The following is a 23,180-nucleotide window of genomic DNA, read 5'->3' as shown; positions in this document are numbered from 1 at the left end:
GTGCAGGACTGCACAAACAAGCAAGGCGCCCACGAGCCCCCATGGACGGGTTTACGTGCGTGTCCCGGGCGCGGCTGCCCGCCTGCCTCCCGCGACACGACCAAGGCGCTGGTGTTGCCGTGAGAGGATCGGAATCCCGGCCGGAGACCGCCGTCGCCCGCTCCTAAACATACGTCACAGCACGGTTTTCCCCCGGCCCACCGCACCCCGCAGGGGGTGCACGAGCGGGGAGGGCCTGAGCTAGACTGTCCGCCTTTGCGGCCCTCGGGCCGCCCTGAACGGAAGTAGCATCCCGCATGAGTTGGCTCAGCAAGTTGATGCCGTCGGGCATCCGCACCGACAACGTCCCCAGCAAGAAGCGCAGCGTCCCCGAGGGCCTGTGGGAGAAGTGCAGCAATTGCGGCAGCGCGCTGTACGGCCCTGAGCTGGAAGAGAACCTGGAAGTCTGCCCCAAGTGTGGCCACCACATGGCCATCCGCGCCCGTGCGCGCCTGGCCGCGCTGTTCGACGCCGACAGCACCACCGAGATCGCCGCGCGCCTGGGACCGACCGACCTGCTCAAGTTCAAGGACCAGAAGAAGTACAGCGAGCGCATCAAGGCCTCGCAGAAGAACACCGGCGAGTACGACGCGCTGATCGCCATGCAGGGCCTGCTCAAGGGCCGTCCGCTGGTGGCGTCGGCCTTCGACTTCGCCTTCATGGGCGGCTCGATGGGGTCGGTGGTCGGCGAACGCTTCTCGCTGGCCGCGGAAAAGGCGCTGGACATCTGCGCACCCTACGTGTGCTTCTCCGCCAGCGGCGGCGCGCGCATGCAGGAAGGCCTGTTCTCGCTGATGCAGATGGCCAAGACGTCCGCCGCGCTGGGCAAGCTGCGCGAGGCCGGGTTGCCGTATATCTCGGTGCTCACCCACCCGACCACCGGCGGCGTGTCGGCCTCGTTTGCGATGCTGGGCGACATCAACATCGCCGAACCGCACGCCCTGATCGGCTTCGCCGGCCCGCGCGTGATCGAGCAGACCGTGCGCGAGAAGCTGCCGGAAGGGTTCCAGCGTTCGGAGTTCCTGCTCGAACACGGCGCCATCGACCAGATCTGCGACCGCCGCGAACTGCGCGAGCGCCTGGCCGACCTGCTGGCGTTGCTCGGTCGCCAGCCGGCACCGGTCGCCGACGAGGCCGCCTGATGGGGGCGCGCAAGTATTTTGGCACCGACGGCATCCGCGGTCGGGTCGGGCAGGGCGTGATTTCCGCTGATTTCGTGCTGCGCCTGGGCAATGCGCTCGGCCGCGTGCTGACCGAACGCAATGGCCACCGCCCCGGGCACCGTCCGGTGGTGGTGATCGGCAAGGACACGCGCATCTCCGGCTACATGTTCGAAGCGGCACTGGAAGCCGGGCTGGTCGCCGCCGGCGCCGACGTGCAGTTGCTGGGCCCGATGCCGACCCCGGCCGTGGCCTTCCTCACGCGTACACTCGGCGCCGATGCCGGCATCGTGATCAGTGCCTCGCACAACCCGCATTACGACAACGGCATCAAGTTCTTCTCCGCCGATGGCGAGAAGCTCGACGATGCCACCGAGCTTGCGCTGGAAGCGGCGCTGGACAGCGCCTTCACCACGGCCGAATCCGACCGGCTGGGCAAGGCCATGCGCGCGCGCGACGCGGTGGGCCGCTACATCGAATTCTGCAAGGCCAGCGTGCCGCGCGCGTTCGACCTGCGCGGGCTGAAGATCGTGCTCGACTGCGCGCATGGCGCCACTTACCACATCGCTCCGCTGCTGTTCCGCGAACTGGGCGCCGACGTGGTCACCATCGGTGCCGAGCCCAACGGCGTGAACATCAACGATGGCGTCGGCTCGATGCACATCGACAATCTTGCCGCCAAGGTCCGCGAGGTGGGTGCCGACCTTGGCATCGCCTTCGATGGCGATGGCGATCGCGTGCTGATGGCAGACGACCAGGGCAACCCGGTCGACGGCGACGACCTGCTGTATGTGCTGGCGCCGTCGTGGCAGCGCAATGGTCGCCTGCGCGGCCCGGTGGTGGGCACGCTGATGACCAATTTCGGCCTGGAACAGGCCATGGAGCGCCTTGGCCTGCCGTTCGTGCGCAGCAACGTCGGCGACCGCTACGTGCACCAGGCACTGGTGGAAGGTGGCGGCGTGCTCGGCGGCGAAGCCTCCGGCCACCTGCTGTGCCTGGACCGTGCGACCACCGGTGATGCCATCGTCAGTGCGCTGCAGGTGCTGGAAGTACTGCGTCGTGAAGGCACCACGCTGCGTCAGTCGCTGGTTGGGCTGCACCGGGTGCCGCAGAAGACCGTCAACGTGCGTCTGGCCAATGTCTCGGCCAAGGCGATCGTGCAGGCGCAGGGCGTGCAGGCGGCACTGGCCGCCGCTCAGGAGGCGGTGAAGGGGCGTGGTCGCGCTTTCCTGCGTCCGTCGGGCACCGAGCCGGTGGTGCGCGTCACGGTGGAAGCCGATACCGCCGAGCTGATGCAAGCCACGCTCGACAACCTGTCCAGCGCAGTCAAGGCCGCCGCCGCGGCGTGAGGCACGGTCGCCAAGGCGACAGCAAAACGCCCCGGTTTGCAGGGGCGTTTTGCATTCTGCGATGCGCCACACACGGCGTTTACGGCCCCGGCACCATCTTCTTCTGCTTCGCTTTGAAGCGGTTGAACAGCGGCGCGATCAGCGGGTTGTAGCTCCACGCGATGCGCTTGCGCAGCCAACTGGCCGGGCGGTTGCGGATAGCGAAACGATAGATGTGCTCCGGATCGCCGCCCACCACGTTGCGCCCGAACGGGTGGGTGGTATGCAGGTAGCGGAAGCCCTGCGCGCGTGCGATCGGCAGGTAGTCCTCGTCGAAGTCGCCATACGGCCAGCACAGCGTGTCCGACACCTCGCCCAGCTGCTTCTGCAGCACCTGTCGGGCCATCGACAGATCGCGGGTGATGCCTTCGCGTTTCTGCTCGCGGCTGATGTCCTGCTTCAGCCAGCGCGTATGGGTGTGGGTGTGGCAATGCACTTCGAAAGTGCCCGCAGCGATCATCTCGCGTGCCTCGCTCCAGCGCATCATCACATCATCGGTGCGGTCCTCGCGCAGGATCGCCGCTTCACAGCCGCGATGGTCCGGCGTGGCCGGCAGCACGGCGCCGGGCTGGCCGGCATGCGGGCGCACCGGGCCTTCGCCCATCCAGCCGGTGACCACGAACACCACTGCGTGCATGCCGTACTTCTGCAGGATCGGATGCGCGTACACCCAGTTGTCCAGGTAACCGTCATCGAAGGTGATCACGATCGACTTGCGCGGCACCGGCTTGCCCGCCAGGAAGTCGGCGTACTGGTCCAGGGTCAGCGAGGTCCAGCCGTTGCTGGCCAGCCAGGCGATCTGGCTTTCGAAATTCTCCGGCGACACCGTGATCATGCCCGGCGACGGCGACACGTGGTGGTGCATCAATACCGGCACGGATCTAGCGTTGGCCATGGCCCAGTTCCTTCAACCACTGGTGGTAATAATGTTCGGTTGCTTCAGTGTGCCCCAACGGGGTGAAGCGCTGTGCGGTGCGCATCCATTCCCAGCCAGCGCGCCCCATGCGTCGGCGCTGTTCGGGTTGTTCGATCAGCGTCTTCAACGCGCCGGTCAGGGCGGCCTGGTCACCCAGCGGGGCGAGCAGGGCATTGCTGCCTTCGAGCACCATTTCCGGCACGCCGCCCACGCGCGTGGCCACGATGGGCACGCCCACGTGCGCCGCCTCCAGGAACACCGTGCCCGCCGCTTCCTTGTGCGAGGCCAGGGCGAAGATGTCGAAGCCTGCAATCAACCGGCAGGCGCCCAGCCGATACCCCAGCAGGTGGACCTGCGCCTCCACGCCCAGTTCGCGGCGCAGCGCCACCAGCTTGTCCATCACCGGCTGGCCATCGCCGACGATCACCAGCTGCAGGTTGGGATGCTGCCGGCACAGCGGCGCGATCGCCCGCAGCAGGTCCAGGTGACCCTTGGGCTCGCGCAGCACGGCCACGCAGCCGACTACGATATGGGCCTCATCGAAGCCCAGTTCACGGCGCACCTCCGCGCGCGTGTCCTGCACGCACTGCCAGGGGTCGTCGCTCTCGATCTGCGACCACTGCGTTGGCACGGCGATTGGTGGCACGATGCCGATGCGGCCGTCCTCGATCCCCCGCGTCACCAGCAACTGCTTGACGTAGCTGCTCACCGTCAGCACCCGGTGCGGCAGGCCGGTATAGGTCAGCAGCGAGTTGACCGGGCTCATCAGGTGGCGCGAGCGCACTACCAGCGGGGTGCCGCCCAGGCGCGCGCCCGCCGCGGCGATCAGGCTGTCCCGCCGGCTGGTGGTGTTGACCACGTCGAAGGCGCCGCGCCGCACCAGCCGGCTGACCGACCAGATGCCGCGCAGCAGGCGCAGCAGCCCGCCCATCTTCAGCGTGTGCACGGTGAAGCCGGCCTCACGCGCGATCTCGCCCAGGCGGGCGCCGGGTTGGCAGAGCAGCGATACCTCGTGGCCACGGTCGCGCATCGCCAGCATGTGGCGATAGATGTAGATTTCCTGGCCGCCGAATCCCTTGGCGGCCTCGGTGTGCAGGATCCGGAGCGGCGCCAGCGTGCGCGGCTCGTTCACCGATGCAGCGCCCGCGGGCGCGGTGGCGTGCCAGGGGGCCGCTGCGGTCGATGCATCGCCAGCGGCCGTCAACGTCTGGCGCGGGGGAAGGGATGGGGCGGGAACGCTGGGGTGGAAAGCATCCATGGAGCGGCTCGGGTGGCGCAGGAGGGCAGGGGACGTGGCGGCGGCGGCTGCGTCGGCGACCCGTCCAGAGGAAGGCGGGCGGCGCATTGTATCGGTTTGTATCTTTGTGTCGGCAGTGCCGATGGTCGGATCTGGCACAATGTTCAGCCGGGCCACAGTGGTGGCCCGTGTCCCATCCGAACTAGCCAGGAACCGCTGTGAGCCAGATCCCGACCCTCGATATCACCCGTTTCGACAGTGACCGCGACGCGTTCGTCGCCGAGCTGGGCGCGGCCTACCGCGAATGGGGATTCGCGGGCATCCGCAACCACGGCATCCCGCAGGCCGATATCGACGCGGCCTATGAGGTCTTCAAGGCCTTCTTCGCGCTGCCGGAAGAAACCAAGCGCACGTACCACGTGCCGGGCAGCGGTGGCGCCCGTGGTTACACGGCCTTCGGCGTGGAAACGGCCAAGGGCTCGGCGCATTTCGACCTGAAGGAGTTCTGGCACATCGGTCGCGAGATCCCGGACGACTCCAGGTACCGTGACGTGATGGCGCCGAACCTGTGGCCGAGCGAGGTGCCGAACTTCCGCGAGCGGGGCTATGCGCTGTACCAGGCGCTGGACACGCTGGGCTCGCGGGTGCTGTCGGCCTTGGCCCTTCACATCGGCCTGCCGGAAGATTTCTTCGCCGACAAGACCAACAACGGCAACTCGATCCTGCGGCCGATCCACTACCCGCCGATCACCGCCGAGAACATTCCCAACGTGCGCGCCGGTGCACACGGCGATATCAACTTCATCACACTGCTGGTGGGTGCCAGCGCAGCGGGCCTGGAGGTGCAGTCGCACGAGGGCAAGTGGGTGCCGTTCACTTCGGACGCGGACACGATCGTGGTGAACATCGGCGACATGCTGCAGCGCCTGACCAATCACGTGTATCCGTCCACCATCCACCGCGTGGTCAATCCTCCGGGGGAGCAGGCGCGCCAGCCGCGCTATTCGGTGCCGTTCTTCCTGCACCCGAACCCGGATTACCTGATCGACGTGCTGCCGACCTGCATCACGCCGGAAAACCCGAGCCGCTACCCGGAGCCGATCACCGCCCACGGTTTCCTGGAAGAGCGTCTGCGCGAGATCAAGCTGAAATAAGGAGGCGTCGGCCTTGTGCCGATTCCCTCCCGGTAGATGCCGGCCCTTGGGTCGGCATGCCCCGTGAAGGCCGCCGAAAGGCGGCTTTCTTTATATGGGATGGTTGGTGCGAAGGTGAAGGGCTAACAGCCGGCTGAGCCGTGGCTATTGCGGGGGCGGGCGRTGCCATGCCCAGCCGGGACACGCCGTAAACCCATCCCTGGGGGCTCGCGGGCGCCATCCATGGCGCCCGACGGTCCCGGCTGGGCATGGCACCGCCCACCCAGATGGATTGCCGTGATCGGTCGGAAGGGCAGGAAGAGCGGGAAAGGCGGGCTGTCAGGCGGGGTAGGTGCCGACCGCTGGTCGGCACGCTCTTCAGCCCGCGGGCGAACCGGCCAACTGTCAGGGGAGGCATGGGTGGGAGGKCGGGACCGTCAGGCGGCCCGGGTCCGACGCATGCGTCGGACGGGCTGGGCAGGACGCCCCGCCCGGGTCTTGCCGCGCGCGCAGGACTGCGCCTGCGGGCCCCCAAGGACGGGTTTACGGCGCGTCCCACCCTCCCACCCAAGCCCTCCCGGCACGATGAAACCCCCAGCCATCGCCGTTCGCCCCCCCCCCCAATATCCATTTGAAATGTAAGCGTTTTCGCAGCCACCCCATTTCGTTACATCCGTTATCATGGGCGGCTGATACCCAAAGGAGCATCGCCATGCGTCGCAAGATCGTCGCCGGTAACTGGAAGCTGCACGGCAGCCGCCAATTCGCCACGGACCTGGTCAGCGACCTGGTGGCCAGCCTCCCGGCCGACGGCGTCGAGGTGGTGATCCTGCCCCCGTTGCCCTATCTGGGCGAACTGGTCGAAGCGTTCGAAGGCCGCGCCATCGCCTTCGGCTCCCAGGACGTCAGCTCCAATGAGAAGGGGGCCTACACCGGTGAGGTCTCTGCGGCCATGCTCGCCGAAGTTGGCGCCCGCTACGGCCTGGTCGGCCACTCCGAGCGGCGCCAGTACCACGCCGAAAGCAGCGAGCTGGTCGCGCGCAAGTTCGCCGCCGCCCTGCATGCCGGCCTGGTCCCGGTGCTGTGCGTGGGTGAAACCCTGGAGCAGCGCGAGGCCGGCCAGACCGAGCAGGTCATTGCCGGCCAGCTGGCCCCGGTCCTTGACCTGGTCGGCCCGGCCGGCTTCCAGCACGCCGTTGTCGCCTATGAGCCGGTCTGGGCAATCGGCACCGGCCGCACCGCTTCCAAGGAGCAGGCCCAGCAGGTCCATGCGTTCATCCGTGGCGAAGTGGCCAAGCTGGATGCTAGAATCGCCGATTCGTTGCCGATCCTGTACGGCGGCAGCGTGAAGCCCGACAACGCAGGGGAACTGTTCGCACAGCCCGATGTCGATGGTGGGCTGGTGGGCGGCGCCTCGTTGGTTGCCGCGGACTTCCTGGCCATCGTCGATGCGGCGGCCGGGCGATAAAGAATAATGTTGCCGGCTGCTGGCCGGCATTTACAGTCCGAGGACGGATTCGAAATGCTGATGTTGATCCTCAATGTGGTCTACGTGCTGGTGGCAGTGGCCATGATCGCGCTCATCCTGATGCAGCGTGGTTCCGGTGCGGCCGCAGGCTCGGGCTTCGGTGCCGGTGCCTCCGGGACCGTGTTCGGCGCGCGTGGCGCGTCCAACTTCCTGTCCAAGTCGACCAAGTGGCTGGCCGTGGTGTTCTTCGGCATCAGCCTCTTCATGGCCTGGTACGCCAGCCATGGCTCGCGTCCGACCAGCGGTCAGGATCTCGGTCTGATGTCGGCCCCGGTCGCAACGACCCCGGCCGCCCCGGCGGGCGAGCTGCCGGCCGTGCCCAAGGCCCCGGAAACCGCTGTGCAGCAGCCGGTTCCGCAGGCAACTGTGCCGGCTCAGGCGGAAACGCCGAAATCGGGTGAAGAAAAGCCTTCGGAAGGCTCCCAGACTCGCTGAAGACGGTTACAATATGCGGCGCATTGAGGGAGTCCGATAGGGAATCCCGTCAATGCAAACGTAAGCCCAGGTGGCGGAATTGGTAGACGCACTACCTTGAGGTGGTAGCGACGAGAGTCGTAGGGGTTCGAGTCCCCTCTTGGGCACCATTTGTTTGTAAGCGGGTTCGTCTGGCGCGCAAAGCGCCAGGTAGCGGTATCCGTCCACTCCCCCATGCCAAAGCGCCTGCAGGCGCAGCGGCAGAGGCAAGAGAGAATCGCTGTGCTGGCCGAATATTTGCCGTCTCTGCTGTTTCTGATCGTTGCCACCGGTATCGGCGTTTCGCTGATGCTGGTTGGCCGATTCCTCGGTCCACGACGTCCTGATCTGAAAAAGCTCTCGCCGTACGAATGCGGCTTCGAGGCTTTCGAGGACGCGCGCATGAAGTTCGATGTGCGCTACTACCTGATCGCGATCCAGTTCATCGTATTTGACTTGGAAATCATCTTCATCGTGCCGTGGACCCAGGTCTTCATGGAGCTGGGCGCACGTTCGCTGGTCACGATGGGCCTGTTCGTGGGCATGCTTTTCCTCGGTTTCATTTACGTCTGGAAGAAGGGAGCGCTGGAATGGGAGTGATTCAGACGCTCGACGGCCTGATGAACAACCCGGTCCCGGAAGGGCGGGTCGATGACATCCTGCGTCCCGAAGGCGACAACCCGCTGCTGGAAAAGGGTTACCTGACCACCAGTGTCGATGCGCTGCTCAACTGGGCACGCACCGGCTCGATGTGGCCGATGACCTTTGGTCTGGCGTGCTGCGCCGTGGAAATGATGCATGCCGGCGCCGCGCGTCTGGACCTTGACCGCTACGGGGTGGTGTTCCGCCCGTCGCCGCGTCAGTCCGACGTGATGATCGTCGCCGGTACCCTGGTCAACAAGATGGCCCCGGCGCTGCGCAAGGTCTATGACCAGATGCCGGACCCGAAGTGGGTCATCTCGATGGGCAGCTGCGCCAACGGTGGCGGCTACTACCACTACTCGTATGCAGTAGTGCGTGGCTGTGACCGCGTGGTGCCGGTGGACATTTATGTTCCCGGCTGCCCACCTACCGCCGAAGCGCTGGTGTACGGGATCCTGCAATTGCAGAAGAAGATCTGGCGTACGCAGACCATCGCCCGCTGACATCCCTCCTGACAAGAGCACGCCAAGCCCCCATGGCAGAGCAAGCACCTTCCTTCATCGACCGACTTTCCGCACGTTTCGCAGGTGCGCAGGTCTTCGTGGTCGAACCCCGCGGCGAAGTGACGCTGGAAGTGCCCGCCGCTGACTGGCATGCCACTGCTGTGGCGCTGCGCGACGAATTCGGTTTCGAGCAGGCCGTTGACCTGTGCGGCCTGGACTACCTCGGCTACGGCAGCGACGAATGGGATACGGCCGATGTGTCGTCCCAGGGCTTTAGCCGTGGCGTCGAGGGCAAGTCTGTCGGTCGTTTCGCCTGGGGTGAATTCCCCACCCGCGAAACCAGCGATGGCGCCCAGCCGCAGCCGATCCCGCTGCAGCGTTTCGCCGTGGTCGCCCAGCTGCGCTCCTACCAGCACAACCTCACCATGCGCATCCGTTGCTTTGCGCCGAATGAGGAACTGCCGGTGGTTGCCTCGCTGACCAACGTGTGGCCGGGCCTGAACTGGTTCGAGCGCGAAGCGTTCGACCTGTTCGGCGTGATCTTCGAAGGCCATCCGGACCTGCGCCGGATCCTGACCGACTACGGTTTCGTCGGCCATCCGTTCCGCAAGGATTTCCCGCTGATCGGCAACGTCGAAGTGCGCTACGACGAAGAAAAGCAGCGCGTCATCTACGAACCGGTCACCTCGGTCGAACCGCGCGTCGGCGTGCCGCGCGTGATCCGTGACGACGCCCGTTTCCAGACCGCTGCCGGTGAATCCGCGCAGTCGGAGGCAAGCAAGTGAGCGAATTCACCCAGGCCCACCAGGCCTTTGCGAGCAACCCGGCCGAACTGCGCCAGGAAATCCGCAACTACACCATGAACTTCGGTCCCCAGCATCCGGCCGCGCACGGTGTGCTGCGCCTGATCCTGGAAATGGACGGCGAAACCATCATGCGTGCCGACCCCCACGTGGGCCTGCTGCACCGTGGTACCGAAAAGCTGGCCGAATCCAAGCCGTTCAACCAGTCGATCGGTTACATGGATCGCCTGGATTACGTGTCGATGATGTGCAACGAGCACGCCTACGTGCGCGCGATCGAAACCCTGATGGGGATCGAAGCGCCTGAGCGTGCGCAGTACATCCGCACCATGTTCGACGAAATCACCCGCATCCTGAACCACCTGATGTGGCTGGGCTCCAACGCGCTCGATCTGGGCGCGATGGCGGTCATGCTGTACGCCTTCCGTGAACGCGAAGAGCTGATGGATTGCTATGAAGCGGTCTCCGGCGCGCGCATGCACGCGGCGTACTACCGTCCGGGCGGCGTTTACCGCGACCTGCCGGACCGCATGCCCAAGTACAAGGAATCGCGCTGGCACAAGGGCAACGCCCTGAAGAACCTCAACGCCTCGCGCGAAGGTTCGCTGCTCGATTTCCTGGAAAACTTCACCGCTGAGTTCCCCAAGCGCGTGGACGAGTATGAAACCCTGCTCACCGACAATCGCATCTGGAAGCAGCGCACTGTCGGCATCGGCGTGGTCACCCCCGAGCTGGCGCATGCCTGGGGCATGACCGGCGTGATGCTGCGCGGCTCGGGCATTGCTTGGGATCTGCGCAAGAAGCAGCCCTATGCCAAGTACGACGCGGTCGATTTCGACATCCCGCTCGGCAAGGAAGGCGACTGCTACGACCGTTACCTGGTGCGCGTGGCCGAGATGCGCGAGTCCAACCGCATCATCAAACAGTGCGTCACCTGGCTCAAGGCCAACCCCGGCCCGGTCATGGTCAAGAACTTCAAGGTCGCGCCGCCCAGCCGCGAAGACATGAAGGACGACATGGAAGCGCTGATCCATCACTTCAAGCTGTTCAGTGAAGGCTACTGCGTCCCGGCCGGCGAAACCTACGCCGCCGTCGAAGCGCCCAAGGGCGAGTTCGGCTGCTACCTGATGTCTGATGGTGCCAACAAGCCGTTCCGCGTGCACCTGCGCGCGCCGGGCTTCGCCCATCTGTCCTCGATCGACTCGATCGTGCGCGGGCACATGCTCGCCGACGTGGTCGCCATGATTGGTACCTACGATCTGGTGTTCGGCGAGGTGGACCGGTGATCGCATCCGCTTGCACGATGCCTGACACCCGCCGGCTGTTGCCGGCGCTGCAGGTTCTGGTTTTTAACGATTTCGTATTCGCTGAGGTCGGCCGATGAAGGCGACAGGTAATTTCGAGGCGGCGCGCGACGTCGACCCGATGGTGGTCTTGAACGACAAGACCCGTGCGCACATCGATCACTGGCTGGCCAAGTTCCCGCCGGATCGCAAGCGCTCGGCTGTCCTGCAGGGCCTGCACGCCGCACAGGAACAGAACGCAGGCTGGCTGACCGACGAGTTGATCGCCGGCGTCGCCAAGTACCTGGACCTGCCGCCGGTGTGGGCCTACGAAGTGGCCAGCTTCTACTCGATGTTCGAGCTGGAGAAGGTCGGTCGCCACAACGTTGCCTTCTGCACCAACATCAGCTGCTGGTTGAACGGCGCCGAAGACCTGGTCGCGCACGCCGAAAAGAAGCTCGGCTGCAAGACCGGTCAGTCCACCGCCGACGGCCGCATCTACCTCAAGCGCGAAGAAGAATGCCTGGCCGGTTGCGCCGGCGCGCCGATGATGGTCATCAATGGCCATTACCACGAGCGCCTGACCGTCGAGAAAGTCGACGAGCTGCTGGACGGGTTGGAGTAAGACATGGCACATCATCACGCACCCAGTGGTCCGGTCGGTCCCGCACCGTTGCCGCACCAGGTGGTCTACACCACCCTGCATTACGACACTCCGTGGTCGTATGAGAGCTACCTCAAGACCGGTGGCTATGCCGCGCTGCGCAAGATCCTCGAAGAGAAGATCTCGCCGGAGCAGGTCATCGAGATGGTCAAGCAGTCCAACCTGCGCGGCCGTGGCGGCGCGGGCTTCCCGACCGGCCTGAAGTGGTCCTTCATGCCCAAGGGCACCATGCAGAAGTACATCCTGTGCAACTCGGATGAATCCGAGCCGGGGACCTGCAAGGACCGCGACATCCTGCGCTACAACCCGCATTCGGTCGTGGAAGGCATGGCGATCGCCTGCTACGCCACCGGCTCGACCGTGGGCTACAACTACCTGCGCGGTGAGTTCCACCACGAGCCGTTCGAGAACTTCGAACAGGCCCTGGCCGACGCGTACGCGAACGGCTGGCTGGGCAAGGACATCCTCGGCAGCGGCGTGGACATCGATATTTACGGTGCGCTGGGCGCCGGCGCCTACATCTGCGGCGAAGAAACCGCGCTGATGGAATCGCTGGAAGGCAAGAAGGGCCAGCCGCGCTACAAGCCGCCGTTCCCGGCCAACTTCGGCCTGTACGGCAAGCCGTCGACGATCAACAACACCGAGACCTATGCCTCGGTGCCGGCGATCATCCGCAACGGCCCGGAATGGTTTGCAGGCCTGAGCCTGACCAAGAACGGCGGCCCGAAGATCTTCTCGGTCTCCGGCTGCGTGCAGAAGGGCGGCAACTTCGAAGTGCCGCTGGGCACCACCTTCGACGACCTGCTGGAAATGGCCGGTGGTCTGAAGCCGGGCCGCACCCTCAAGGGCGCAGTCCCGGGCGGCGTCTCGATGCCGGTGCTGAAGGCCGAAGAGCTCAAGGGCCTGCAGATGGACTACGACACCCTGCGTGCCTTGGGCACCGGTCTGGGCTCGGGGGCCATCGTGGTGCTCGACGACAGCGTCTGCTGCGTCAAGTTCGCCTGCCGCATCAGCCAGTTCTTCCACAAGGAATCCTGTGGGCAGTGCACCCCGTGCCGTGAAGGCACCGGCTGGATGCACCGCGTGCTGGAGCGCATCGTCGCCGGCAAGGCCACGATGGAGGACCTGCATCAGTTGAAGACGGTGGCCGGCCAGATCGAAGGCCACACCATCTGCGCGTTCGGTGAAGCGGCGGCATGGCCCATCCAGGGCTTCCTGCGCCAGTTCTGGGACGAATTCGAGTATTACATCGTCAACGGTCATTCGATGGTTGACGGCAAGAAGGTGGAGGCAGCCGCCGCATGAGCGCGCAACCCGTGAACCCGAGCGTGCCACCGGACCACGTGACCGTCGAAATCGACGGCCAGTCGCTGGTCGTGCCCAAGGGCTCGATGATCATCCAGGCCGCCGACAAGGCCGGCATTCCGATCCCGCGCTTCTGCTACCACGAGAAGCTGCCGATCGCCGCCAACTGCCGCATGTGCCTGGTCGACGTGGAAAAGTCGCCCAAGCCGGCACCGGCCTGCGCCACGCCGGTCATGGATGGCATGAAGGTCGCCACCCGCAGTGAAAAGGCGCTGAAGTTCCAGCGCTCGGTGATGGAATTCCTGCTGATCAACCACCCGCTGGACTGCCCGATCTGCGATCAGGGCGGCGAGTGCGAACTGCAGGACGTCTCGCTGGGCTATGGCCGTTCGGTCAGCCGTTTCAACGAGCGCAAGCGCGTGGTGCCCGATGAGGACATCGGTCCGCTGGTCGCCACCGAAATGACCCGCTGCATCCAGTGCACCCGCTGCGTCCGCTTCACCGCCGACGTCGCCGGTACCTACGAGCTGGGTGGCATGTACCGCGGTGAAAACCTGCAGATCGGCACCTACGACGGCAAGCCGCTGACCACCGAACTGTCCGGCAACGTCGTGGACGTCTGCCCGGTCGGCGCGTTGACCAACAAGGTGTTCCAGTTCCGCGCCCGTCCGTGGGAACTGACCGCACGCGAGTCGCTGGGTTACCACGACGCGATGGGCTCGAACCTGTTCCTGCACGTGCGTCGCGGCGAAGTGCTGCGCGCGGTGCCGCGCGACAACGAAGCGGTCAACGAATGCTGGCTGTCCGATCGCGACCGCTATTCGCACCAGGGCCTGTACAGCGAAGACCGCGCGGTCAAGCCGCTGCGCAAGGTCAATGGCGAGTGGAGGGAAGTGAGCTGGGCCGAAGGCCTGGCCGCGGCCAAGGACATCCTGACCGCCCACCAGGGCGATGACCTCGGCGTGCTGGTGCACCCGTCGGCCTCCAACGAGGAGGGCGCGCTGCTGGCCCGTCTTGCTGCCGGCCTGGGCACCACCAATATCGATCACCGCATCAACAACCGCGACTTCTCCGACGCCGCCACCGCCGAAGTGTTCGGCCTGCCGCTGGCCGAGATCGAAGGCGCCGACAGCATCGTCGTGCTCGGCAGCAACATCCGCCACGAACTGCCGCTGCTGCACGCCCGCCTGCGCAAGGCGCAGACCACGCGCAACGCGAAGATCCACGCCGTCAACCCGGTGGACTTCGATTTCGCGTTCAAGCTGGCCAGCAAGCAGATCGTCGCTCCGTCGGCCTTCATCGATGCGCTCGGCAACGCCGACCTGCGCGATGCGGTCAAGGGCGCCAGCAACGCCGTGCTGATCGTCGGTGGCATCGCTGAAAACCACCCGCAGGCGGCCGCGATCCGCGCCGCCGCGCGTGATTTCGCCGCCGCCACCGGTGCCAGGCTGTGCCGCATCCCGCAGGGCGCCAATGCCGTGGGCCTGACCCGTGCCGGCGTGCTGCCGGCCGGCAAGGACGTCAATGCCATGTTGGCCCAGCCGCGCAAGGCCTATGCCATCTACGGCATCGAGCCGGGCCTGGACTTCGCCGACGCCGCCGCTGCCCGCAAGGCGTTGGCCGGTGCCCAGGTGGTGGCTTTCAGCCAGTTCGCCTGTGCCTCGACCCGCGACGTCGCCGACGTGATCCTGCCGATCGGCGCACTGCCGGAAGTGGATGCCACCCTGACCAACCTCGATGGTCGCGAGCAGTCGGCCCGTGCCGGCGGCAAGCTGCCGGGCGAGGCGCGTGAAGGCTGGCGTGTGCTGCGTGCACTGGGCGGCGAGCTGTCGCTGGCCGGTTTCGAGTTCACCGACCTGGCCGGCCTGCGTGCCAGCCTGGCCCCGGTCAGCGTCACCGTTTCGTCCTCGGCGGCCGTGCCGGCGGCTGTGTCGGGCGCGGGCGAGGGCCTGGAAGTGACCTCCACCGCCGCGATCTACCGCACCGATGCGGTTGTCCGCCGCGCCCAGGCGCTGCAGTCGCATCCGCTCAACAACGCCCCGCGCATCGTGCTCAATGCCGACGATGCCGCCCGCCTGCAGTTGGTGGAAGGGCAGATGGCCAAGGTCGGCACCGACGCCGGCCTCGCCACCCTGCCGGTGGTGGTCGACACCCGCGTCGCCGCGGGCTCGGTCTGGATTGAATCGGGCCACGGTGCAACCGCACCGCTGGGTGCCGCACGCGTAACGGTGGTGGCTGCATGAACGAATTGCTGTTGAACGCGGTCGACCCGCTGCACCAGTGGCTGCTGTCACTGGGCGACATCGGTGCGCTGCTCTGGATCATCCTGAAGATCCTGGTGATCGCCATGCCGGTGATCATCTCGGTGGCCTTCTACGTGGTCTGGGAGCGCAAGCTGATCGGCTGGATGCACGTCCGCCACGGCCCGATGTATGTCGGCATGGGCATCTTCCAGGCCTTCGCCGACGTCTTCAAGCTGCTGTTCAAGGAAATCATCCAGCCCAGCAGCTCGCACAAGGCGATGTTCATCCTGGCGCCGCTGATCACGTTGGCCCCGGCCTTCGCGGCCTGGTCGGTGATCCCCTTCGATGCCCGGCTGGTGCTGTCCAACGCCAACGCTGGCCTGCTGTACCTGCTGGCGATGACCTCGCTGGGCGTGTACGGCATCATCCTGGCCGGTTGGGCCTCCAACTCCAAGTACGCCTTCCTCGGTGCGATGCGCGCCTCGGCGCAGATGATCAGCTACGAAATCGCCATGGGCTTTGCCCTGGTCGGCGTGATGATCGCCTCGGGCAGCCTCAACCTGAGCAGCATCGTGATGGCGCAGGCGGGCAACTCCGGTCTGTTCGACTGGTTCCTGCTGCCGCTGTTCCCGCTGTTCATCGTGTACTGGGTGTCCGGCGTCGCCGAAACCAACCGCGCGCCGTTCGACGTGGTGGAAGGTGAATCGGAAATCGTTGCCGGCCACATGGTCGAATACTCCGGTGGTGCGTTCGCGCTGTTCTTCCTGGCCGAATACGCCAACATGATCCTGATCAGCTTCCTGATCTCGATCTTCTTCCTCGGCGGCTGGCTGAGCCCGCTCCAGGGCTGGATCACGGCCGATATCTCGCCGTGGATCGACTGGATCTGGAAGGGCGGCTGGCCGTGGCTGCTGCTGAAGGTCTTCTTCTTCGCCAGCTCCTACATCTGGTTCCGTGCCAGCTTCCCGCGCTTCCGCTACGACCAGATCATGCGTCTGGGCTGGAAGGTCTTCATCCCGCTCACCATCTTCTGGATTGCAGTGACGGCGGTGATGGTGTTTTACGGCGTGATCCAGAAGGGCGTCTAAGTGATGAACAGAATTACCCATTACTTCAAAAGCCTGCTGCTCCTTGAGCTGCTCGGCGGTCTGTGGCTGACCCTGAAGTACGCCTTCAAGCCCAAGTACACGCTGATGTACCCGATGGAGAAGTTCCCGCAGTCGCCGCGTTTCCGCGGCCTGCATGCGCTTCGCCGGTATCCCAACGGCGAGGAACGCTGCATCGCATGCAAACTGTGCGAAGCGGTGTGCCCGGCGCTGGCGATCACCATCGATTCGGCCAAGCGCGAGGACGGCAGCCGTCGTACCACCCGTTACGACATCGATCTGTTCAAGTGCATCTTCTGCGGCTTCTGCGAAGAAAGCTGCCCGGTGGACTCGATCGTGGAGACCCACATCCTCGAGTACCACTTCGAGAATCGTGGCGAGAACATCGTCACCAAGCCGCAGCTGCTGGCCATCGGGGATCGGCTTGAAGCCGAAATCGCCGAGCGTCGCGCCGCCGATGCCGCTTTCCGCTGAGGTTCAATGATGGATTGGGTAAATATCAGTTTCTGGGTCTTCTCCATCGTGGCGGGCATTTCCGCCGCGGCGGTGATCAGCGTGCGCAATCCGGTCTATGCCGTGTTGTGCCTGATCCTGACCTTCTTCTCCGTGGCCTGCATCTGGATCCTGGTCGGCGCTGAGTTCCTCGGCGTGGCCCTGGTGCTGGTGTACGTGGGCGCGGTCATGGTGCTGTTCCTGTTCGTGGTGATGATGCTCGACATCGACGCCTCCAACCTGCGCGAGGGCTGGGTGCGCTACCTGCCGGTCGGGCTGGTGGTGGCCGTCACCATGCTGGTGCAGATGCTGGTGCTGATCGGGGTGAAGGGCAGGGCGGTCAATCCGTTCCCGGCCGACAACGCCGCCGCGCTGGCCGCCGACAGCTCCAACATCACCTGGCTGGCGCGCAGCCTGTTCACCGAATACCTGCTGCCGTTCGAGTTCGCCGCCGTCATCCTGACCGTGGCCGTGGTTGCCGCCGTGATGCTGACCCTGCGTCGCCGCACCGGCCTGAAGACCCAGAACCCGTCCGAGCAGACCATGGTCAAGGGCAGCGATCGCCTGCGCGTGGTCAAGATGGATGCCGAAACCCCGGTGGTCCACACCCGTACCCGTCCGTCCACCGACGAGGAGGCAACGCCATGATCACCCTCGGCCATATCCTGGCGCTGGGCGCGCTGCTGTTCTGCATCAGCCTCGCCGGCATCTTCCTCAACCGCAAGAACATCATCGTGCTGCTGATGTCCGTCGAGTTGATGCTGCTGTCGGTCAACATCAATTTCGTCGGGTTCTCGCGTGAACTGGGTGATACGGCCGGACAGCTGTTCGTCTTCTTCATCCTGACCGTGGCCGCGGCCGAGGCCGCCATCGGCCTCGCGATCCTGGTAACCCTGTTCCGTAACCGCCGCACCATCAATGTCGGCGAAATCGATTCGCTGAAGGGCTGATCCGTAGATGGAAATCACTCTCTCCAAGAGTCTGTTGATCGCAGTGGTGCTTGCACCGCTGATCGGCAGCATCATTGCCGGGCTGTTCGGCCGGCAGGTCGGTCGCATCGGCGCACAGACGGTCACCATCCTGGGCGTCGCCGCCAGCTGCATCATGTCCAGCTACGTGCTGTACATGCTGCTGTGGGGTGGCGCGCAGCCGTACAACGAGAACATCTACACGTTCTTTGAAGTCGGCCAGTACTCGGCGCATGTCGGTTTCATGATCGACAAGCTCACCGCGATGATGATGGTCGTGGTCACCTTCGTGTCGTTCCTGGTGCACGTGTACACCATCGGCTACATGCAGGATGACCCGGGTTACCAGCGGTTCTTCAGCTACATCTCGCTGTTCACCTTCTCCATGCTCACGCTGGTGATGAGCAACAACTTCCTGCAGCTGTTCTTCGGCTGGGAAGCGGTGGGCCTGGTGTCGTACCTGCTGATCGGTTTCTGGTTCAAGCGCCCGACCGCGATCTTCGCCAACATGAAGGCCTTCCTGGTCAACCGCGTGGGCGACTTCGGCTTCATCCTCGGCATCGCCGGCGTGTTGTGGGTGTTCGGCACCCTGGACTACGCCACCGTGTTCGCCAATGCGCCGATCCTGGGCAGCCCGCAGGCACAGCTGCAGGTCTGGTCCGGTGCGATCAACCTGTTCGGCACGTCCTTCCAGGTGTTCAACGAGCCGGTGATCTGGTCGATCGCCACCATCATCTGCATCTGCCTGTTCATCGGCGCCATGGGCAAGTCCGCCCAGGTCCCGCTGCACGTGTGGCTGCCGGACTCGATGGAAGGCCCGACCCCGATCTCGGCCCTGATCCACGCCGCGACCATGGTCACCGCGGGCATCTTCATGGTCACCCGCATGTCGCCGCTGTTCGAGCTGTCGCAGACCGCCCTGAACTTCGTGCTGTTCATCGGTGCGACCACCGCGTTCTTCACCGGCCTGATCGGCATCGTGCAGAACGACATCAAGCGCGTCGTCGCGTACTCCACGCTGTCCCAGCTGGGCTACATGACCGTGGCGCTGGGCGTGTCGGCCTATTCGGCAGCCGTGTTCCACCTGATGACCCACGCCTTCTTCAAGGCGCTGCTGTTCCTGGGTGCCGGCTCGGTCATCATCGCGATGCACCACGAGCAGGACATGCGCAAGATGGGCGGCCTGCGCAAGTACATGCCGATCACCTTCATCACCATGTGGATCGGCACGCTGGCCTTGGTGGGGACGCCGTTCTTCTCCGGCTTCTACTCCAAGGACACCATCATCGAAGCGGCGCAGCACCACGCGCACGTGTCCAACAGCTGGGTGGCCACCTACGGTTACTGGGCGGTGCTGGGCGGTGTGATCGTGACCAGCTTCTACAGCTTCCGCCTGCTGTTCCTGACCTTCCATGGCAAGGAACGCTTCCGCGACGCGCATGATGACCACGGCCACGGCCATGACGACCATCATGCTGACGCACACGCCGCCGACGCCCACCACGGCGACGCGCACCATGACGACCATGGCCATGGCCACGGTCCGCATGAGCCGCACGAGACCCCCTGGGTGGTGACCCTGCCGCTGATCCTGCTGGCGATCCCCTCGATCGTGATCGGTTTCTTCAGCATCGGTCCGATGCTGTACGGCACCGACTGGGCCGGCAAGCATGCCGACCACGCGGTCCCGGGCCAGGTGCATTCGTTCTTCACCGGCATCGTTGATTTCTACGACCCGGCACGCAACACCATTGGTGCCCTGGCTGAAGAGTTCCACGGTCCGGTGGCCTTCGCGCTCCATGGGATGATGGCCCCGGCCTTCTTCCTGACCGTGGCCGGCTTCCTGCTGGCGGCCCTGTTCTACCTGTGGAAGCCGGAGCTGGCGGGCAAGGCCCGCAAGACCTTCGCACCGCTGGTATCGGTACTGGAGAACAAGTACGGCTTCGACAAACTCTGGATCGGCGGTTTCGCCGGCGGCGGCATCAAGCTCGGCAAGGTTTCGCGCGCGATCGACACGAACATCGTCGATGGTGTGGTGGTCAACGGTTCGGCGCGCCTGATCGATCTGGCGGCCAACCTGCTGCGTCGCACCCAATCCGGTTTCCTCTATCACTACGCCTTCGCGATGATCATCGGCCTGATTGCCCTCCTGGGCGTCCTGATGCATTACCTGCGTTGATGACCTGTACGGAATAAGAAGACGTGTCGAACTGGCCTCTACTCAGTGTTCTCATCTGGCTGCCGATCCTCGGCGGTGCCTTGATCCTTGCCATCCGTGATGCCCGCACCGCCCGCTGGGCGTCGTTGGGTGTAGCGGTGCTGACCTTCGTGGCCAGCCTGTCGCTGCTCAGCGGCTATGACGTAGGGAACGACGCGCTGCAGTTCGTCGAGACCCGCGCCTGGATCCCCGCCTACGACATCGGCTACAACCTCGGCGTCGATGGCATCGCCATCGCGCTGATCCTGCTGACCACGCTGGTCTCGGTGCTGGCCCTGATTGGTGCGTGGAGCGCGATCGACAAGCGCGTCAACCAGTACGTGGCCGCCTTCCTGATCCTGGAAGGCGTCACGGTCGGCATCTTCGCTGCGACCGACGCGATGCTGTTCTACGTGTTCTTCGAAGCGATGCTGATCCCGATGTTCCTGATCATCGGTGTCTGGGGCGGCCCGCGCCGCATCTACGCCGCGCTGAAGTTCTTCCTGTACACCTTCCTCGGCTCGGTGCTGATGCTGGTGGCGCTGATCTACCTGTACCTGAAGGGTGGCAGCTTCCAGCTGGCCGACCTGTACCAGCTGCAGCTGTCGGGCAAGGAGCAGACCTGGATCTTCTTCGCGTTCCTGATCGCGTTCGCGGTCAAGGTGCCGATGTTCCCGGTCCACACCTGGTTGCCGGACGCCCACGTCGAGGCGCCGACCGCCGGCTCGGTGATCCTGGCCGCCATCGCCCTGAAGATTGGTGGTTACGGTTTCCTGCGCTTCAACCTGCCAATCGTCCCCGACGCCTCCCAGGAATGGGCATGGCTGGTGATCACGCTGTCGCTGATCGCGGTGATCTATGTCGGCCTGGTCGCCCTGGTCCAGGACGACATGAAGAAGCTGATCGCCTATTCGTCGATCGCGCACATGGGCTTTGTCACCCTGGGCACCTTCATCGCGCTGTGGCTGGTGCGTGACGCCGGCAGCCCGGATGCGGCCCGTCTGGGTCTGCAGGGCGCCATGGTGCAGATGGTGTCGCACGGCTTCGTCTCTGGCGCCATGTTCTCCTGCGTGGGCGTGCTGTACGACCGCATGCACAGCCGCCGGATCGCCGATTACGGCGGCGTGGTGAACGTGATGCCGTGGTTTGCCACCTTCGCCATGCTGTTCTTCATGGCCAATGCCGGCCTGCCGGGCACCAGCGGTTTCGTTGGCGAGTTCATGATCATCATGGCCAGCTTCCAGCGTCATCCGGCCCTGGCGCTGGGTGCGGCCAGTACCCTGGTGATCACGGCGGCGTATACGTTGTGGCTGTACAAGCGCGTGTTCTTCGGTGAAGTGGCCAATGCCCATGTCGCCGAACTGAAGGACATCAACGGTCGCGAATGGCTGGTGCTGGGTGTATTCGCCGTGGGCACTCTCGCCCTGGGCCTGTACCCCAAGCCGCTGACCGACCTGATGGAGCCCTCGATCGCGAAGCTCGTGATGCAGATTGCATCCAGCAAGCTGCTGTAATCGGGCCGTCGAGAGTATTGATTCCAGGATTTGATGATGACCACCTCGCCGCTGTTGCCATTGACCGCCGCTGACCTGCCCCCGCTCGCTCCCGAGCTGGTGCTGATCGCCAGTGCGTTCACCCTGTTGATCCTCGATCTGTTCATCAGCGACAAGAACAAGATCTGGACCCATCTGCTGTCGGTCGCCGCGCTGGCCGCGGTGCTGTTCATGCTCGCCACCGGAGTGGGCGGGCAGGGCGAGGTCTTCCACGGCATGTTCGTCCGCGATACCGCGGCCGACGTCATGAAGACCGTCATCGTGCTGTGCAGCGGCCTGACCCTGGTCTATGGCTGGAGCTACCTGCGCGAGCGCAAGCTGTACCAGGGCGAGATCCCGGTGCTGATCCTGTTCGGCACCGCCGGCATGATGATCCTGGTGTCCGCCGGCAGCCTGCTGATGGTCTACCTGGGCCTGGAACTGCTGGCGCTGTGCTCCTACGCCCTGGTGGCCAGCAACCGTGAAAACGGCCTGGCCTCGGAAGCGGCGATGAAGTACATCGTGCTCGGTTCGCTGGCTTCGGGGCTGCTGCTGTATGGCATGTCGCTGATCTACGGCGCCACCGGCTCGCTGCATCTGGACGCGATCCAGGCCGCCATTCCGCACTCGGAAGAGCGCGTACTACTGATGACCGGCGCGGTGTTCATGATCGCCGGCGTGGCCTTCAAGCTCGGCGCGGCCCCGTTCCACATGTGGCTGCCCGACGTGTACCAGGGTGCCCCGGCGCCGGTCGCGCTGTTCATCAGCTCGGCACCGAAGCTGGCCGCGTTCGGCATGGCCTACCGCCTGCTGGAAATGGGCCTGGGCCCGCTGTCGGATGAGTGGAAGTACCTGATCGCCGGCCTGGCCGCGCTGTCGCTGGTGATCGGCAACCTGATGGCGATCGCGCAGACCAACCTCAAGCGCATGCTGGCCTACTCGACCGTATCGCACATCGGCTTCCTGCTGCTCGGCATCGCCGGCGGTGGTGAGCGCGGTTACTCGGCGGCGCTGTTCTACGCCCTGAGCTACGCGATCATGTCGACCGCCGGCTTCGGCGCGATCATCGCGCTGTCGCGCAGCGGCTTCGAGGCCGAGAAGATCGAAGATTTCAAGGGCCTCAACGCACGCAATCCGTGGATGGCCGGCCTGGTGCTGTGCATCATGGCGTCGATGGCGGGTATTCCGCCGTTCCTGGGCTTCTGGACCAAGCTGGCGGTACTGGGCGCGGCGATCAACGGCGGCATGCTGTGGTTGGCGATCCTGGGCGTGCTGGCCGCGGTGGTGGGCTGCTTCTACTACCTGCGCGTGATCAAGGTCATGTACTTCGATGAGCCGGTGGGCGAGCCGCTGCCGGCCAACCACGACCGCGTGCTGGGTGTGGTGCTGGGCGTGAACGCCTTGGCACTGCTGGGCCTGGGCCTGGCGTGGAACCCGATCATGGTCTGGTGCCAGCAGGCGTTTGCACATATTTCATAAAAAACGATACAAACGTGCGCAACTCGTGTAATATTCATCTCCTGAGTTGTTGATGCAGCGGTTTCGCCAGAACATCGTTGCTTGGAAGCCCTCCGGGTCTTCCGCACTC

At 65.0% G+C, this 23,180-nt stretch carries 21 protein-coding genes and 1 tRNA gene; 20 read left to right on the top strand and 2 right to left on the bottom strand.

Annotated features, from left to right (window positions below; all coding sequences use genetic code 11):
- The first annotated feature begins 296 nt into the window (after nt 1–296).
- Both accD and glmM read left to right on the top strand, forming a co-directional pair.
- Nucleotides 297–1,181, top strand: a complete 885-nt coding sequence (gene accD, locus AC1DR7_RS06870; protein ID WP_457320210.1) for an acetyl-CoA carboxylase, carboxyltransferase subunit beta — start codon at nt 297–299, stop codon at nt 1,179–1,181.
- Nucleotides 1,181–2,548 (top strand): phosphoglucosamine mutase, encoded by a 1,368-nt coding sequence (gene glmM / locus AC1DR7_RS06865; protein ID WP_256774629.1) that lies wholly within the window; start codon nt 1,181–1,183, stop codon nt 2,546–2,548. The genes accD and glmM overlap by 1 nt, the downstream gene beginning before the upstream one ends.
- Before the next feature lie 79 nt (nt 2,549–2,627).
- Here glmM and AC1DR7_RS06860 read toward each other — a convergent pair whose 3' ends face one another.
- Together AC1DR7_RS06860 and AC1DR7_RS06855 are read right to left on the bottom strand one after the other, a co-directional pair.
- Entirely contained in the window at nt 2,628–3,482 is an 855-nt protein-coding gene (locus AC1DR7_RS06860) for a polysaccharide deacetylase family protein (protein WP_256774630.1), read from the bottom strand.
- Complete coding sequence (locus AC1DR7_RS06855) at nt 3,469–4,635, bottom strand: glycosyltransferase family 4 protein (protein WP_457320213.1); 1,167 nt, start codon at nt 4,633–4,635, stop codon at nt 3,469–3,471. Before AC1DR7_RS06855 ends, AC1DR7_RS06860 begins: the two co-directional genes overlap by 14 nt.
- A gap of 323 nt (nt 4,636–4,958) precedes the next feature.
- On the opposite strand from AC1DR7_RS06855, the gene AC1DR7_RS06850 reads away from it, so the two are divergent.
- The 18 genes from AC1DR7_RS06850 (at nt 4,959) to nuoN (ending at nt 23,071) form a co-directional block, all read left to right on the top strand.
- Nucleotides 4,959–5,894, top strand: coding sequence for a 2-oxoglutarate and iron-dependent oxygenase domain-containing protein (locus AC1DR7_RS06850; RefSeq protein WP_256774632.1), 936 nt, complete (start codon nt 4,959–4,961; stop codon nt 5,892–5,894).
- A 691-nt stretch (nt 5,895–6,585) separates the two neighbouring features.
- Nucleotides 6,586–7,341 (top strand): triose-phosphate isomerase, encoded by a 756-nt coding sequence (tpiA, locus tag AC1DR7_RS06845; RefSeq protein ID WP_457321945.1) that lies wholly within the window; start codon nt 6,586–6,588, stop codon nt 7,339–7,341.
- A 54-nt stretch (nt 7,342–7,395) separates the two neighbouring features.
- The gene (gene secG / locus AC1DR7_RS06840; RefSeq protein WP_256774730.1) at nt 7,396–7,836 is read left to right on the top strand and encodes a preprotein translocase subunit SecG; all 441 of its coding nucleotides are present in this window, start codon (nt 7,396–7,398) and stop codon (nt 7,834–7,836) included.
- A 64-nt stretch (nt 7,837–7,900) separates the two neighbouring features.
- Nucleotides 7,901–7,985: transfer RNA gene (locus AC1DR7_RS06835), tRNA-Leu, on the top strand.
- Between the two features lie 112 nt (nt 7,986–8,097).
- On the top strand, nt 8,098–8,454 hold the full coding sequence (locus tag AC1DR7_RS06830) for an NADH-quinone oxidoreductase subunit A (protein WP_038691968.1): 357 nt from the start codon (nt 8,098–8,100) through the stop codon (nt 8,452–8,454).
- On the top strand, nt 8,445–8,999 hold the full coding sequence (locus AC1DR7_RS06825) for a NuoB/complex I 20 kDa subunit family protein (RefSeq protein ID WP_038687233.1): 555 nt from the start codon (nt 8,445–8,447) through the stop codon (nt 8,997–8,999). The genes AC1DR7_RS06830 and AC1DR7_RS06825 overlap by 10 nt, the downstream gene beginning before the upstream one ends.
- Nucleotides 9,000–9,031: 32 nt before the next feature.
- Entirely contained in the window at nt 9,032–9,784 is a 753-nt protein-coding gene (locus AC1DR7_RS06820; protein ID WP_256774634.1) for an NADH-quinone oxidoreductase subunit C, read from the top strand.
- Nucleotides 9,781–11,088: an NADH-quinone oxidoreductase subunit D gene (locus AC1DR7_RS06815; protein ID WP_256774635.1), complete on the top strand. Its 1,308-nt coding sequence runs from the start codon at nt 9,781–9,783 to the stop codon at nt 11,086–11,088. Before AC1DR7_RS06820 ends, AC1DR7_RS06815 begins: the two co-directional genes overlap by 4 nt.
- A 94-nt stretch (nt 11,089–11,182) precedes the next feature.
- Complete coding sequence (nuoE, locus tag AC1DR7_RS06810; protein ID WP_121038421.1) at nt 11,183–11,710, top strand: NADH-quinone oxidoreductase subunit NuoE; 528 nt, start codon at nt 11,183–11,185, stop codon at nt 11,708–11,710.
- Between the two features lie 3 nt (nt 11,711–11,713).
- Entirely contained in the window at nt 11,714–13,054 is a 1,341-nt protein-coding gene (nuoF, locus tag AC1DR7_RS06805) for an NADH-quinone oxidoreductase subunit NuoF (RefSeq protein ID WP_123730636.1), read from the top strand.
- Nucleotides 13,051–15,297 (top strand): NADH-quinone oxidoreductase subunit NuoG, encoded by a 2,247-nt coding sequence (gene nuoG, locus AC1DR7_RS06800; protein WP_478052692.1) that lies wholly within the window; start codon nt 13,051–13,053, stop codon nt 15,295–15,297. Before nuoF ends, nuoG begins: the two co-directional genes overlap by 4 nt.
- Nucleotides 15,294–16,385 carry an NADH-quinone oxidoreductase subunit NuoH gene (gene nuoH / locus AC1DR7_RS06795; protein WP_457319426.1) on the top strand — a complete coding sequence of 364 codons (1,092 nt, stop codon included), beginning with the start codon at nt 15,294–15,296 and terminating at the stop codon, nt 16,383–16,385. The genes nuoG and nuoH overlap by 4 nt, the downstream gene beginning before the upstream one ends.
- Before the next feature lie 3 nt (nt 16,386–16,388).
- Nucleotides 16,389–16,877, top strand: a complete 489-nt coding sequence (gene nuoI, locus AC1DR7_RS06790) for an NADH-quinone oxidoreductase subunit NuoI (RefSeq protein WP_038687244.1) — start codon at nt 16,389–16,391, stop codon at nt 16,875–16,877.
- 6 nt (nt 16,878–16,883) lie between these two features.
- Complete coding sequence (locus AC1DR7_RS06785) at nt 16,884–17,543, top strand: NADH-quinone oxidoreductase subunit J (protein WP_256774638.1); 660 nt, start codon at nt 16,884–16,886, stop codon at nt 17,541–17,543.
- Nucleotides 17,540–17,845: an NADH-quinone oxidoreductase subunit NuoK gene (gene nuoK, locus AC1DR7_RS06780; protein ID WP_256774639.1), complete on the top strand. Its 306-nt coding sequence runs from the start codon at nt 17,540–17,542 to the stop codon at nt 17,843–17,845. Before AC1DR7_RS06785 ends, nuoK begins: the two co-directional genes overlap by 4 nt.
- 7 nt (nt 17,846–17,852) lie before the next feature.
- Nucleotides 17,853–20,042, top strand: coding sequence for an NADH-quinone oxidoreductase subunit L (gene nuoL, locus AC1DR7_RS06775; RefSeq protein ID WP_256774640.1), 2,190 nt, complete (start codon nt 17,853–17,855; stop codon nt 20,040–20,042).
- Between the two features lie 23 nt (nt 20,043–20,065).
- Nucleotides 20,066–21,574: an NADH-quinone oxidoreductase subunit M gene (locus AC1DR7_RS06770; protein WP_256774641.1), complete on the top strand. Its 1,509-nt coding sequence runs from the start codon at nt 20,066–20,068 to the stop codon at nt 21,572–21,574.
- A 36-nt stretch (nt 21,575–21,610) separates the two neighbouring features.
- Entirely contained in the window at nt 21,611–23,071 is a 1,461-nt protein-coding gene (gene nuoN, locus AC1DR7_RS06765; protein ID WP_256774642.1) for an NADH-quinone oxidoreductase subunit NuoN, read from the top strand.
- Nucleotides 23,072–23,180 lie beyond the last annotated feature (109 nt).

Source organism: Stenotrophomonas sp. P5_A9 (assembly GCF_056400525.1).
Note: the sequence above shows the minus strand (reverse complement) of the source record. Positions and strands in the feature narration are given on the sequence as shown.

Bases quoted from the DNA above. Each gene is read 5' to 3' on its own strand.
- AC1DR7_RS06820 (WP_256774634.1), top strand. From the start codon at position 9,032: ATGGCAGAGCAAGCACCTTCCTTCATCGACCGACTTTCCGCACGTTTC.
- nuoG (WP_478052692.1), top strand. From the start codon at position 13,051: ATGAGCGCGCAACCCGTGAACCCGAGCGTGCCACCGGACCACGTGACC.
- nuoL (WP_256774640.1), top strand. From the start codon at position 17,853: ATGGAAATCACTCTCTCCAAGAGTCTGTTGATCGCAGTGGTGCTTGCA.
- nuoN (WP_256774642.1), top strand. From the start codon at position 21,611: ATGACCACCTCGCCGCTGTTGCCATTGACCGCCGCTGACCTGCCCCCG.
- nuoK (WP_256774639.1), top strand. From the start codon at position 17,540: ATGATCACCCTCGGCCATATCCTGGCGCTGGGCGCGCTGCTGTTCTGC.
- tpiA (WP_457321945.1), top strand. From the start codon at position 6,586: ATGCGTCGCAAGATCGTCGCCGGTAACTGGAAGCTGCACGGCAGCCGC.
- secG (WP_256774730.1), top strand. From the start codon at position 7,396: ATGCTGATGTTGATCCTCAATGTGGTCTACGTGCTGGTGGCAGTGGCC.
- AC1DR7_RS06825 (WP_038687233.1), top strand. From the start codon at position 8,445: ATGGGAGTGATTCAGACGCTCGACGGCCTGATGAACAACCCGGTCCCG.
- glmM (WP_256774629.1), top strand. From the start codon at position 1,181: ATGGGGGCGCGCAAGTATTTTGGCACCGACGGCATCCGCGGTCGGGTC.
- nuoE (WP_121038421.1), top strand. From the start codon at position 11,183: ATGAAGGCGACAGGTAATTTCGAGGCGGCGCGCGACGTCGACCCGATG.
- nuoI (WP_038687244.1), top strand. From the start codon at position 16,389: ATGAACAGAATTACCCATTACTTCAAAAGCCTGCTGCTCCTTGAGCTG.
- nuoF (WP_123730636.1), top strand. From the start codon at position 11,714: ATGGCACATCATCACGCACCCAGTGGTCCGGTCGGTCCCGCACCGTTG.
- nuoH (WP_457319426.1), top strand. From the start codon at position 15,294: ATGAACGAATTGCTGTTGAACGCGGTCGACCCGCTGCACCAGTGGCTG.
- accD (WP_457320210.1), top strand. From the start codon at position 297: ATGAGTTGGCTCAGCAAGTTGATGCCGTCGGGCATCCGCACCGACAAC.
- AC1DR7_RS06785 (WP_256774638.1), top strand. From the start codon at position 16,884: ATGATGGATTGGGTAAATATCAGTTTCTGGGTCTTCTCCATCGTGGCG.
- AC1DR7_RS06860 (WP_256774630.1), bottom strand. From the start codon at position 3,482: ATGGCCAACGCTAGATCCGTGCCGGTATTGATGCACCACCACGTGTCG.